This is a genomic window from Lentiprolixibacter sp., from assembly GCF_982873095.1.
On the sequence record NZ_CEYNTP010000052.1, the window covers coordinates 1 to 13,235 of the forward strand.

A 13,235-nucleotide genomic window follows, 5' to 3' on the forward strand; every position below is an offset into this window, starting at 1 on the left:
TGCGGCGCCCCAAATGTTGCAGCAGGTCAAAAAGTACCTGTGGCCACTATCGGCGCCACCTTGTATACTCCTGAAGGAGAAGCCTGGGTGATCAAAAAAGGTAAGATCCGCGGCGAGGAAAGCCAGGGAATGATCTGTGCAGAAGATGAGCTAGGACTTGGCGAAAGCCATGAGGGGATTATGGTCCTCAGCGAAGACCTGAAGCCTGGGACCCCCTGTTCCGAAATATTTGAAATCGAGATAGACGAGGTGTTTGAGATAGGCCTGACCCCAAACCGATCGGACGCCATGAGTCATTTTGGAGTAGCACGGGATTTAAAGGCCGGGCTCCTTCAGCAGGAAGTCCATACCGGCCTTATAACGCCGTCAGTTAGCAATTTCAGTGTTGCCAACAGAAGCCTGAAGATAGATATTGATGTCCGGGATGCACAACTTGCCCCCAGGTATTGCGGCCTTACTATAAGCAATCTCATTGTAGAAGCCTCCCCAGACTGGCTTAAAAACAGGCTGAAGGCCATCGGATTGAGTCCGATAAATAATGTTGTAGACGCTACTAATTACGTGCTTCACGAACTCGGTCAGCCCTTACACGCCTTCGATGCACAAAGGATATATGGAAATAAGATCGTAGTGAAACGGGCAGAGGCCGGCTCAACCTTTATGACCCTGGATGGAGAGGAACGGGAGTTACATGCGGAAGACCTGATGATCTGTGATGAGGAGAAGCCCATGTGTATTGCCGGAGTTTTCGGGGGTATCAATACAGGAGTTACCGAGGATACCAAGGCCATCTTTTTGGAAAGTGCTTATTTTGACCCTGTTTCCATCAGGAAAACCGCTAAGCGTCATGGCTTAAATACGGATGCATCTTTCCGGTTCGAACGCGGGATCGATATCAACAATGTAGAGTATGCCCTCAAGCGTGCGGCTTTGTTGATTTGCGAAATTGCAGGGGGGGATATTTCTTCGGATATCATTGATTTGTACCCGAAGAAAATGGACGACCAGCAGGTATTCCTGACCTTTGAAAAGATCAATACGCTTATCGGTGAAGAAATTCCCCGCGATAATATCAAAACCATCCTCGCATCTTTAGACATTCAGGTTAAAAGCGTTACCGAAACCGGCCTGGGACTGCTTATTCCCTTCTATCGGGTGGATGTGCGCCGCGAAGTGGATGTTATTGAGGAAATCCTGCGTGTGTATGGTTATGACCATATCCATATCCCGGAAAAGCTGACCGCTTCTATTGCACCATCTTCGAAATTCGAAGATTACAAACTGGAAAATGCTGTCGGACAGCTATTGGCTGCAAATGGGTTTTTCGAAATCCTTTCGAACAGTCTTACCAATCCCGAATACGGGGCTTTGCTGGGAGAAGAATCGGAACAGGAACAAACAAGGATCCTGAATCCCCTGAGTTCAGATCTGTCTGCGATGCGGACATCCATGCTTTTTTCCGGCCTGGAAGCAGCCGCCCACAATCTGAACCGGCGCCGGAACAATTTGCGTTTATTTGAATTTGGAATGACCTATCACCCCAAAGGAGAAGCGTATAAGGAAGTGAAACACCTCTCCCTCCTGCTGAGCGGATCTCGATATAACCAGGATTGGACGACCCCTGCCAGGGAAATGGACTTCTACTATCTGAAAGCTGCCTGCAAGCTGGTGCTGGATCGCTTTGGCATGGAAGGATATGAAAGCAAGGATACATCAAACCCTATTTATTCTGAAGGCCTGGATTATTTCGATGGGAAAACCCATTTAGTATCCCTGGGAGTGGTGCGGAGCGACCTCCTGAAAGAATTTGAAATAAAACAGGAGGTACTGTTTGCTGACTTCCAATGGGAAGCCCTTACAAAAAGAGCCTCCAGAAAAGTTATCAGCTACCGAGAAGTCCCCAAATACCCGGACGTAAAACGAGATTTTGCACTACTTCTGGATGATGAGATCCCATTTAAGCGCATCCGTGAAATTGCTTTTCAAACAGAGAAAAAGTTGCTTAAGAAAGTTCATTTGTTCGATGTTTACACGGGCAAGAACCTCCCAAAAGGCAAAAAGTCCTACGCGGTTAGCTTTACCCTTCAGGACGAGCAAAAAACACTGACGGATAAACAGATAGATAAGATCATGAATAAACTGAGGGGCAGGTATGAAAAAGAACTGGGGGCAGAATTGCGCTAATCCGGTGTGGCGGGAAGGATAACCGAGTCAATTACATGTACCACCCCGTTGCTAAGGTTGGTTTCTTCGGTCTTGATACGGGCAGAATTCCCTGAGCAATCCATGAGCAGAATATCTGTACCTTCCAGGGTTGCCAGAATTTCATTACCCTGGACGGTTTTGAAGACTGCACTACCCTTTCCGTTGGCCATGGCCTGCAGAATCCTGGAGGCAGTGATTTGCCCTACTACCATGTGATAGGTAAGGATGCGGACAAGTTCCTGCTTGTTCTCAGGGGCTAGCCATTCCGATAAGGTTTTAGTTGAAAATTTTTCGAAAGCTGTGTCCGAAGGGGCAAATATGGTGATGGGCCCATGACTGGCAAGGAGGTTGTCCAATTCTACCAGCCGTACCGCCTCAAGAAGGGTCTGGTGGTTTTTTGAAAGTACGGGACTATGTAAGATCGACGGTTTGGTTATGGCAACATTTCGCTCCGTGTTGGTGTATTGCCCTGAAGCAAAGGCTGTTGAAAAACCAAAAAAAAGTAAGGCAATGTATCTCCGCATTTGCATATTAGTGTTCCGTAAGCTTTTCAGGGCCGCTATCGACGAACGGTAGCGAAAGATCGACAATATACAATCTAGGACCAGTTACTGCAGGATTCCCTCCTAAAAACTTATTCACATTAACATAATATTAACATTTTTTAACGCATCGGGGCATTTGATGGAAAAAGATGGATTCTTTATTTTTGGGGCAATTGCTAAAAAAAGAAAATGTTACCACGTACGAATATTGAAAGAAAGCTTCAGCTTTTGCGGGAGAGGAGCGCAGAGGAAGACCGCATCATTCAGGAAGTCTACGAACTCCTGAAGCGAGAAACCCCGGAAGACCGCATTACTGCAAATATCTCAGGAGGAAAGGGAACCATAGAAAATCAATTTGATTTTGACCTCCTTGAAACCAAAAACATATTTCATATTGATCAGATAAAGGAGATCTGTATCAATTATCGCCTGCGGTTTTTGGATACACGTTACTTCAAAGGGGAAATCCCGAAGGAAGCGATTTCAAAGATCAAACATCTGGAAAGGGAGCACAATACTGAAATCAAAGGTTTCAAGATCATCGCCCCTTCCAAACTCTTCAAATTAGAGGACAAGGACGATCCCCTCTTGTTCGCCCCTATCGGCAATGGCTACTATTATCTGATCCACAAATGGGGGACTGACTTAAATCCACTCAGGAGGGTTTTGGTATGGCCATTTAAAAACATTATGAACCTCACCGCCCTGGTGCTGCTTATTAGCTACCTGGCGACACTGATGGTGCCGGAAGGGTTGTTTTCGAAATCCAGCTCAAGCGCTGAGTTTTGGATCATATTCTTCTTTATGTTCAAATCAGTAGCTGCCGTAGTGATATTTTACGGATTTGCCCTAGGGAAGAATTTCAACCCGGCTATTTGGAACAGTAAATATTTCAACGCCTAAATGAAAAAGCACTTCATTTTGAAGTGCTTTTTTTTAGACCATGACACTGTACAACTTCTCGCGTTGCTCTTTGATACCCGGGTCTTCCAGATAGTCATCCAGTGACAAATACCTGTCTATGATGTTTTTCGGAGTTATTTCTATTATCCGGTTAGCCACCGTCTGGGCAAACTGGTGATCATGGGTAGTGAAAAGTACTGTTCCCTTGAAGTTTTTCAAGGAGTTGTTAAAAGCAGTAATGCTCTCAAGGTCGAGGTGGTTGGTAGGTTCATCGAGCAACAGTACATTGGCACGCAACATCATCATCCTGCTCAGCATGCACCTCACTTTTTCTCCCCCGGAGAGTACGGTGCACAGCTTTAGTGCCTCTTCTCCGCTAAACAACATCTTACCCAGGAATCCCCTGATAAACACCTCTTCTTTCTCCTCGTCTGTCTTGGCCCATTGCCTCAACCAATCCACAAGATTGATCTGCTCCTGGAAAAATCTGGAATTATCTGCCGGCAGGTAGGCTTGTGTGGTGGTTATTCCCCACTGGTACTTTCCGGTATCTGCCTTTCGGTTCCCCATGAGGATCTCGTAAAAGGCAGTGGTGGCACGGGAATCACGGGAAAGTATGGCAACCTTATCGCCTTTGGCAAGGTTTAAATGCACATTCTGAAAGAGGATTTCCCCTTCATCTGACCTGGCGGAAAGGTTTTCAATATTCAATATCTGATCCCCCGCTTCCCTTTCCCGATCAAATATAATAGCCGGGTAGCGCCTGCTCGAAGGTTTAATATCTTCTACGCGCAATTTATCCAGCATTTTTTTTCGGGAAGTGGCCTGTTTGCTTTTTGCCACATTGGCACTGAACCGCTGTATAAATTCCTGCAACTCTTTTGCCTTTTCTTCGGCTTTTTTGTTTTGCTGAGCCCGTTGCCTTGCGGCGAGCTGACTACTCTGGTACCAGAAACTGTAATTCCCAGAAAAGAGATTGATCTTTCCAAAGTCAATATCCGCAATATGCGTACAAACGGCATCCAGAAAGTGACGGTCGTGTGAAACCACAATTACGGTATTTTCATAATCCGCCAGAAAGTCCTCCAGCCAGTCGATCGTTTCAAAGTCCAGGTCGTTGGTAGGCTCATCCATGATCAGGACATCCGGATTACCAAAGAGCGCCTGGGCCAGCAATACCCGCACCTTCATCTTAGCATCCATATCACCCATCTGGGTGTAGTGAAAGCTCTCCGGTATTCCCAGGTTGGAAAGTAAAGCCGCCGCATCACTGTCGGCATTCCATCCATTCATCTCCTCGAAAGTCACCTGGAGTTCCCCGATGCGATCGGCATTTTCATCACTGTAATCGGCGTACAGTTCGTCGATCTCCTTTTTAATTTCGTAAAGCGGTTTGTTTCCCATCACCACTGCTTCCAGCACTCCGTATTCATCATAGGCATTGTGGTTCTGTTCCAGTACAGACATACGTTTACCGGGCTCCAGATGCACATGTCCCGAAGTGGGATCATTGCTGCCTGATAGAATTTTAAGGAAAGTGGATTTTCCCGCTCCGTTGGCACCAATAATGCCATAGCAATTCCCCTGTGTGAAACTCACATTCACCTCATCAAATAATACCCGCTTGCCAAATTGCACGCTGAGATTGGTTACCGAAAGCATAGGCTCGTTTTAAAATTTGCGCAAAAATAGTCAAAATTTATAAGGTGCAAACAACGATCTTATCCTCCTTTTTTCGGGAAAACCTTAACGAAATCCTCCCATTTTTAACGCCCTATTAACAGCAACGGTTCCAACGTTTATATAGTTTTGTTGAGAGACCAACTGCCCTAAGTATATGACGAGATTTTTATTTTGCCTGCTGGCGCTTTTCATTTGGAGTTGCGGGGAGAGAGGAATGGAGAACTCCTCGGTTTTTTTTGCAGGTGAGATTGTAAACCCTACCAATGACAAGGTGGTACTCTTCCGGGGGGATCAACCTCTGGATACGGCATATCTGGATCAGTTTAACCGCTTTGCCATCCGGCTGGACTCCGTTGAGGAGGGCCTTCACCATTTCCAGCACCATCCCGAAGAACAATACGTATATCTCGAAAGAGGGGATAGTATCCAATTACGCCTCAATACCATAAATTTTGATGAGTCCCTGATGTTTTCCGGAAAAGGTGAGGAAATCAACAATTTTATGGTTGAAATGTTCCTGGCCAATGAAAAAGAGGAAATGCAAATCTACAGGCTCTACCAACTGGAGCCCATCCGTTTTGCAGCTAAGATAGACTCCCTGAGGGAAGCGAAACTCAATAGTTTAGAAGAGCTGAATGAAGAAGTAGCATTATCCGAAGGTGCATATGAAATGGCAAAAGCCGGTATCGTATATGGCACCTATATTTACATGGAGGCCTACCCGTTTTACCACAGAAAGAATACACGAGAAACCACCATTCATCAGCTGCCTGAAAATTTCTATGCGTATCGCGAAAACATCAATTTCAATCATGAGGGCCTAACCTATTTGCGGCCGTACTACAATTTTATGAAATATCACCTGGGCAACCTCTCTTACATGAATTGTAGGAGCAATTGCGGGGATATGGAAAAAAACACAAAGAAATTACACTTTAACAGGCACCAGCTTGTACTTATTGATAGTCTGATACAGCAAAAAGAACTCAGGGACAACCTGTTCCGCAACGTGGCCGTTGATTATCTGCTAAAGCACGACAGTGAAGAGAACATGGAACAGTTCATTGCTGATTTCCACAAGTTATCGGCCAATAACCGGCATATGAAGGAGATCAATGCCCTTTATGATGGTATCATGCGCATGCAGCCCGAAAAAGAACTCCCTGAACTGGTATTGTATTCCGCCGAAGAGCAGCCCGTTAGCCTGGCAGATATTTCCCGTGGCAAGAAAACTATCTTTTATTTCTGGTCAGGCAGCGAAATGGGGCATTTCAGAAATATCAGCCGGAGGGTTGAAAAGTTAAAACGCAAGCACCCGCAATACAGTTTTGTTGGTATCAATCTGCGTACGGATAAGGCACGCTGGCAATCCTTACTGGATGCCCATGGCCTCGATAAAAAAGAGCAATACTGGTCTGACGATTTTGATAAAATTACCCACACCCTGATCATATCTGATCAGAACAAGAGTATCGTCGCCGAAAATGGCATCATCCTGGATGCCTTCGCCAACGTCTACAGGTCATTCTGAGACGATCAATACCTTCTTTAAGCTTTCTAGTAATTAATTGCCTTTGCGGTAATCCGCGAGGAATTTTTCCAATCCAATATCCGTAAGGGGATGCTTCAATAAGCCGTCAATCGCCGATAGCGGCCCGGTCATTACATCAGCTCCCAACTTGGCGCACTCAATAATATGCATGGTGTGGCGAATGGAAGCCGCCAGGATCTCGGTCTGGAAGGCATAGTTGTCATAGATCTGCCGGATTTCAGCGATCAGGCTAAGGCCATCGGAAGAAACATCATCCAGCCTGCCGATAAAGGGGGACACGTAATTAGCTCCTGCCTTCGCTGCCAGTAGCGCCTGTCCCGGTGAAAACACAAGGGTGCAATTGGTACGGATGCCATTATCAGCAAAATATTTTAACGCTTTAACCCCATCCCGGATCATGGGCACCTTGACTACAATTTGTTCGTGCAGATCGGCGAGTTCTTCTCCCTCCTTGATCATACCCTTCAGGTCTGTAGCAATAACCTCTGCAGAAACATCGCCATCTACAACATTACAGATATCCACATAGTGCTTCAGGATATTGTTCCGGCCGGTGATGCCTTCCTTAGCCATCAGCGAAGGGTTTGTAGTTACCCCGTCTAACACCCCTAGTTCCTGGGCGTCCCGGATTTGATCCAAATTAGCAGTGTCAATGAAGAATTTCATAAGCGTTCTATTTTAATAAAAATGGCGATATATTCTGGGATGCAAAACTACAATTTATAATGTTTTCTGAGCATGCGCTCATACACTTTATCCGGCAATATTTTTTTAAGCAGTACGGAAAATTTCTGCAGTGGGGTCCCCACACGATAATGTACCTTTGGTTCGTGTTTGCCGATGATGCTAAACACCTTTTTTGCCACCATAACAGGGTCCTGCCCCTGATCAACATGGGCGTTCATCAGGTCCAGTGATTCCTGGTAGCTCTTCCTGTATGGCGAATCCTCCTGCACCGGCGAATGGTACCGCCCGCTGGCAATATTGGTTGCAAAATCCCCGGGGGCAAGGTTGGTTACGGAAACCCCGAATTCACGCGTTTCCATACGGATCGCTTCTGTTATGAGTTCAAGCGCGCCTTTGCTGGCCGAATAGACCCCCCGGAAAGGTAAGCCCATATACCCTGCTATGGAAGTGATATTGATTATGAGTCCTTTTCCCTGTTCCCTCATTTGGGGCAGAACCGCTTTTGTCATGCGCAGCGGTCCGTGGAAATTGGTCTCAAATGCCTTCAGGATTTCCTCGTATGGGGTTTCTTCAACCGGGCCTGTGATCCCCACTCCTGCGTTGTTGATGAGTATATCCAGCCGTCCTTCCTTTTCTATGACCTGGCTGATAGCCGTGTGGATCTGTGCTTCTTTATTGACGTCCATCTCCAGCAGGGTAAAGGGGCCAAAATCAGGGTAGTTCATTAGGTTTCTTGTAGTGCCGTATACCTGGAACCCTTTCTCGTGTAAATAGGTCCCGATCGCCTTGCCAATGCCTGAGGAGGCACCTGTAATAAAAACAACAAGATCTGACATAACGATCACAAAGATAACAGGCCTGATGAGAAATTCCCGGGAGGACACTCAAATTGATGTAAGCCTTGTTTTTTCCGCTCAAAAAAGGCCATAAAAAAAAGGCAAGCTACCTACGTCGCACCGCTACAACCGCATACCCTTGCTGTGTTCCCACCCTGGGGGATTCTGCAGGAGCTGGTCGCGTAGGACTTGCCTAACTGCAAATATACGACCTTTTAAATTTGGGGCAATCAATATAGCTGTGTAATTTAGACAATATTTATCCTGAGCTTGAATAGCAAAAAATTGCATAGCACCGGGCTTTTACTTTTCCGGGCTGAAAAAAGAAAAACAAAATGAGTTCCTTTAAATTTTTACTGATCAGTTCCATTGGTTTGTTATTCCTGGCTTGTGGCGGTGAACAGGATCCGGCCAAGCGCTACCAGATCCTATTGGAAGGCAACCCTAAAGTCCTGAAACGCTATGATGAGCTAAAGGTTTCGGTACAGGACAAAGATGGAAATCAGGTCCCTGATGCTGCCTTTAGCATGGATGGCAGGGCACTATCCCTTAAAGAAAACAAACTGCAATTTGATCTTCCCTTATTGGGTAACCGGGAATTGGAAGCCCGCTTTTCGCTAGAAGGGAAATCGGTGGTGATCCGGAAGAAGGTCAGGATACTTTCAGAGGAAGCCCCCCGCCTCTATACCTATGAAGTTGTAAATGAATATCCTCACGATATCAAATCATTTACGCAGGGTTTGGAGTTTTATAATGACACCCTTTATGAAAGTACAGGTAGGAAAGGTACCTCCTATATCCGGAAGATCGACTATACCACGGGGGAAGTCCTGCAACAGGTGGATTTGGATAAGGCCTATTTCGGGGAAGGGATTACGGTAATGGGGGAAACCGTCTATCAGCTCAGCTGGCAAAGTAAAACCGGGTTTCTGTATGACAGGAAAAGTTTTACCGAAAAAGGACGTTTTCAGTATGGACAAAGCCGTGAAGGCTGGGGCTTGTGCAATAATGGTGAGCAAATTTTTAAAAGTGATGGCACGGAGAAGATCTGGATCCTCAATCCTGAAACACTGAAAGAAGAGGGTTTTCTGCAAACGGTTACTAATAAATCCGTCTTTAACAAGGCCAATGAGCTCGAATATGTGGAAGGGAAGATCTACGCGAATGTCTGGCAGAAAGAAAGTATGATGATCATTGACGCAGAAAGCGGGGCCATTGAAGGTGTGATAAATTTCGGCGGGTTAAAGAAACGTGTGAAGCAGCATCCGGAGCTCGACGTTCTCAATGGCGTAGCCTACCACCCGGAAAGGAAGACCTTTTTCGTGACGGGCAAGAATTGGGACAAGCTTTTCGAGGTGAGGATCAAGCCAAAGGAGTAATGGAATACCATCAGAAAATCCGCCTCGTAACCAAAGCCGACCTGGACGAGCTGCATCATGTGAACAATGTTCGCTACCTGGAATGGATACAGGAAATTTCCAGGGAGCACTGGGAATTAAAAGCCCCGGCTGAATTGCAGAAGACCATGGTATGGGTAGTGCTTTCCCATCATATTGAATACAAGAAAGCGGCCTTCCTTGGAGAAGAGATTGTTCTTCGCACGCATGTAGCGGACAATAGCGGGGTAACCTCCCGAAGGATAGTTGAGATAAGCCACCCCGAAAGGGGGCTCCTGGTAAGGTCAGAAACCTCCTGGTGCCTGTTAAGCGCCGATACGCTAAAGCCCATGCGTATCCCTCAATCTGTAAAATCCCTTTTTCCCAGAGATGACCAATAGATCATGAAAACCCGTATTGGCATAGGCTTGGTACTATTTATTTCCCTGTTGTGGTGTTCCTGCAGGAAGGATTTTGATTTTACGGAGAGTACGGGACAATTGGAGTTTTCGAGAGACACGGTATTCCTCGATACCGTGTTTACAGGAATCAGCTCAAGCACCTATTCCCTGAAAGTGTATAACCCTACCGATTCTGACTTGCGCATACCCGTCATCAACCTGGAACGGGGGGAAAGCAGTGGCTACCGCCTCAATGTCGATGGTATGGCGGGGAAAGCCTTCCGGGATATCCCCATCCTCGCTAAGGACAGCCTGTATGTCTTTATAGAATCTACACTGGATATCTCGAGCCAGAACCTGTCCGAATTTTTATATACGGATGCCATACAGTTCGGCACCGGGGCTACTACCCAGGAGATTCAATTGGTTACGTTGGTGCGGGATGCCATCTTCCTGTACCCAGCCAGGCAGGCCGATGGCAGCAGGGAAACGATTTCCCTGGGGGTGAATCCAGATGGGACCGAGGTGACGGTGGAAGGATTCTTCCTCGAAAATTCCGAATTGAATTTTACAGATGAAAAACCCTATGTAATTTACGGCTATGCTGCTGTGCGTGAGGGACAAACCCTGAGTATGGCGCCAGGGACCCGGGTGCATTTTCATCAGGATTCCGGTATTTGGATAGGCTCAGGGGCAAGCTTAGTTATCAATGGGGAGCCCAGCAACGATCTTGAACTAATGGAAAACGAAGTGATCTTTGAGGGAGACCGCCTCGAACCTGAATTTTCAGAAGTCCCTGGTCAATGGGGCACCATTTGGTTGGCAGAAGGCAGTGTGAATACAGATATTAACCATCTTACAATAAAAAACGCTACCGTTGGCATCCTCGCCGAAGGGAATGCCGGGGCAGCCCCTCCTACCCTCCGGATAGCCAATTCACAAATAAAAAACAGCAGCCTGGTAAATTTATGGGGGAGGAATAGCAGTATCTACGGCGAGAACCTTGTTTTGGGAAATGCCGGTAACGCCACGTTCTATGGAAACCTGGGAGGCAACTACGAAATCCTACACTCCACCTTAGCCAATTACTGGAGCAACGGTTTCAGGACAGGATCTGCCGTACAATTGAACAATTTTGAAGAAAATGGCAATGGGATTACTCAGGCTTCTGACCTTAGCAGGGCCTATTTCGGCAACTGTATCATCAGCGGGAATACGGCCACCGAACTTTTCCTCAATAGCAACGGCACCAACCTTTTTGAATTCCAGTTTGACCATTGTCTGATCAAATTTGAAACCGCACCGGCAGGTCCGCTCTATGATTTCCAGGATCCACTTCGTTATACAAATGTGTTACTCAATGGAGATCCCGATTTTTGGGACATCACCCAACAGGATTTCCGGATCAACGAAGCATCTGAAGCCCGTGGCAGAGGCAGTGATGAAATTGGACAGCGCGTGCCTTTTGACCTGCTGGGAACGGAAAGGACCTCTCCTCCGGATTTGGGTGCATTTCAGTACATCCCTCAGAATTAATCCTGTTAAAATTTAAGTTTTAGGAGGAAAATTCCTTCAAATAGCGTAGTTTTCTTTGTTTTGCAAGACAAACCATAGAAATTCTAAGGTTTGCCTATAATCCTATCTTATTGATAATAAGTACTTTCAAAAAAATATCGGTTATGCCCTATACCTACACCATAGTAGATGCCGATGCTTCTTCCAAACTGCAACTGGAGCACTTCCTGGAAGATTATGGGGATTTCTCTTGCCTGGACCAGGCCAGGGATAAGGAATCAGGGCTCAATTCCATCATCAAATATTTACCGGATATTGTTTTTGTCAACCTGGGCGAGCGGGCCTATGAGTACTTTCATATGGTTACCGAATTGTATCAGTACATGAAAGAAATGCCCATATTGATTGGCATTTCCCGTACCAAGGATTTTGCCTACGATGCCATCAAATACAACTTTTTTGATTACTGGTTGCTCCCGTACAACGAATTTGATATCCGGAAAACCATCAGGCGGCTGCAAAAACTGCAACCGGCCGATATAGGGGCCCCTACCCTATGTTTGAAATCCTATAACGACTACCAGTATATTGATACCGATGACATCCTTTACCTGAAGGCGGACAATAACACCACCGATTTTCATATGAGGGATGGCCGGGTGATCAGTGCTTTTAAGACCTTGAAAACCTTTGAAAACCAGCTCCCAAAAAACTTCATCCGGGTGCACCAGAGCTACATCCTGAATCGCAATTACGTATCGCGCATCAATTACGGAAAATCTGTTTGCGCGCTGAAAAGCAGCAAGACGCAGTTGCCCTTCTCCCGCTCATACCGGCCAAAAATTGATGAATTGAAAAAGGTCCTCTCCCGGAATTCCATCTCGGCCTCAAAATAAATTCTCTCAAAATCCGGTCGTTTACTCACAAAACCCAGCCAGTTACTAAATAGGCAGGGGCGCATACAATACGCCTGATTCATCTTTAATAAGTTCGGGATAAGAGAATTCCTAATAATAACTAAAACCCTTGAAGATGAAAAAATTTGCCAGCATTTTAGCCGTAGTACTGTTTAGTATGGGATTACTTTCTTGTGAAGCCGAAAGCACTGCAGAAGATCAAATATTGTACGAAATTGGAACGGACGGTGATGATAATCCGAATGAAAGTCGCGATAGCACCGATGGAGATGATAATCCGAATGAAAGTCGCGATAGCACCGACGGAGATGATAATCCGAATGAAAGTAGAGGAGGAAACTAAAGTATTTTAAAATATCAATATAAGAGTCGTATAGCTGTTGGGCATACGGCTCTTTTTTTATAATTTGGTTGTATGCAGAATTTTCTGAAATGCTTTCATGGTTTTCTAAGATGTCTATCACTTAGTTTGTTCCTGGTGCTTTTTTCATGTGGCACACCAAGGGATAATTCTGAAACTAATTTTAATGGATGAGGAGGAGATAGCATATTAATTTGGATAAAGGAAGGCAGAAATAGTGATCAGCCAGAAGAAGATAGGATAAAGTTACTTGA

At 45.8% G+C, this 13,235-nt stretch carries 12 protein-coding genes and 1 other RNA gene; 8 read left to right on the forward strand and 5 right to left on the reverse strand.

Annotated features, from left to right (window positions below):
* On the forward strand, positions 1-2,184 hold a 2,184-nt coding region (gene pheT / locus AC4E7D_RS05020; RefSeq protein ID WP_490172717.1), incomplete at its 5' end, for a phenylalanine--tRNA ligase subunit beta.
* Here the strand turns inward: pheT and AC4E7D_RS05025 are convergent.
* The gene (locus tag AC4E7D_RS05025; RefSeq protein ID WP_490172718.1) at positions 2,181-2,729 is read right to left on the reverse strand and encodes a fasciclin domain-containing protein; all 549 of its coding nucleotides are present in this window, start codon (positions 2,727-2,729) and stop codon (positions 2,181-2,183) included. The two genes, pheT and AC4E7D_RS05025, sit on opposite strands and share 4 nt — an antisense overlap.
* A 210-nt stretch (positions 2,730-2,939) precedes the next feature.
* Here AC4E7D_RS05025 and AC4E7D_RS05030 point away from each other — a divergent pair, with 210 nt between their 5' ends.
* On the forward strand, positions 2,940-3,653 hold the full coding sequence (locus AC4E7D_RS05030; RefSeq protein WP_490172719.1) for a hypothetical protein: 714 nt from the start codon (positions 2,940-2,942) through the stop codon (positions 3,651-3,653).
* Positions 3,654-3,686: 33 nt separating this feature from the next.
* On the opposite strand, the gene AC4E7D_RS05035 is transcribed toward AC4E7D_RS05030, so the two are convergent.
* On the reverse strand, positions 3,687-5,315 hold the full coding sequence (locus tag AC4E7D_RS05035) for an ABC-F family ATP-binding cassette domain-containing protein (protein ID WP_490172720.1): 1,629 nt from the start codon (positions 5,313-5,315) through the stop codon (positions 3,687-3,689).
* A 175-nt stretch (positions 5,316-5,490) separates the two neighbouring features.
* Here AC4E7D_RS05035 and AC4E7D_RS05040 point away from each other — a divergent pair, with 175 nt between their 5' ends.
* The gene (locus AC4E7D_RS05040) at positions 5,491-6,867 is read left to right on the forward strand and encodes a TlpA family protein disulfide reductase (RefSeq protein WP_490172721.1); all 1,377 of its coding nucleotides are present in this window, start codon (positions 5,491-5,493) and stop codon (positions 6,865-6,867) included.
* Between the two features lie 33 nt (positions 6,868-6,900).
* Here the strand turns inward: AC4E7D_RS05040 and fsa are convergent, their stop codons facing one another.
* The 3 genes from fsa to ffs all read right to left on the reverse strand — a co-directional run bounded on the left by fsa (position 6,901) and on the right by ffs (position 8,606).
* A complete protein-coding gene (gene fsa / locus AC4E7D_RS05045) occupies positions 6,901-7,554 on the reverse strand; it encodes a fructose-6-phosphate aldolase (protein WP_490172722.1) in 654 nt (217 codons plus the stop codon).
* 47 nt (positions 7,555-7,601) lie between these two features.
* Positions 7,602-8,411 (reverse strand): SDR family oxidoreductase, encoded by an 810-nt coding sequence (locus tag AC4E7D_RS05050; protein WP_490172728.1) that lies wholly within the window; start codon positions 8,409-8,411, stop codon positions 7,602-7,604.
* A 96-nt stretch (positions 8,412-8,507) separates the two neighbouring features.
* An RNA gene (ffs, locus tag AC4E7D_RS05055) (signal recognition particle sRNA small type) lies at positions 8,508-8,606 on the reverse strand.
* Between the two features lie 140 nt (positions 8,607-8,746).
* On the opposite strand from ffs, the gene AC4E7D_RS05060 reads away from it, so the two are divergent.
* The 5 genes from AC4E7D_RS05060 to AC4E7D_RS05080 all read left to right on the forward strand — a co-directional run bounded on the left by AC4E7D_RS05060 (position 8,747) and on the right by AC4E7D_RS05080 (position 12,963).
* On the forward strand, positions 8,747-9,790 hold the full coding sequence (locus tag AC4E7D_RS05060; RefSeq protein ID WP_490172723.1) for a glutaminyl-peptide cyclotransferase: 1,044 nt from the start codon (positions 8,747-8,749) through the stop codon (positions 9,788-9,790).
* The gene (locus tag AC4E7D_RS05065; protein ID WP_490172724.1) at positions 9,790-10,188 is read left to right on the forward strand and encodes an acyl-CoA thioesterase; all 399 of its coding nucleotides are present in this window, start codon (positions 9,790-9,792) and stop codon (positions 10,186-10,188) included. Before AC4E7D_RS05060 ends, AC4E7D_RS05065 begins: the two co-directional genes overlap by 1 nt.
* A gap of 3 nt (positions 10,189-10,191) precedes the next feature.
* Complete coding sequence (locus AC4E7D_RS05070) at positions 10,192-11,724, forward strand: hypothetical protein (RefSeq protein WP_490172725.1); 1,533 nt, start codon at positions 10,192-10,194, stop codon at positions 11,722-11,724.
* A 143-nt stretch (positions 11,725-11,867) separates the two neighbouring features.
* Entirely contained in the window at positions 11,868-12,599 is a 732-nt protein-coding gene (locus AC4E7D_RS05075) for a LytR/AlgR family response regulator transcription factor (RefSeq protein WP_490172726.1), read from the forward strand.
* Between the two features lie 136 nt (positions 12,600-12,735).
* A complete protein-coding gene (locus AC4E7D_RS05080) occupies positions 12,736-12,963 on the forward strand; it encodes a hypothetical protein (protein WP_490172727.1) in 228 nt (75 codons plus the stop codon).
* Positions 12,964-13,235 lie beyond the last annotated feature (272 nt).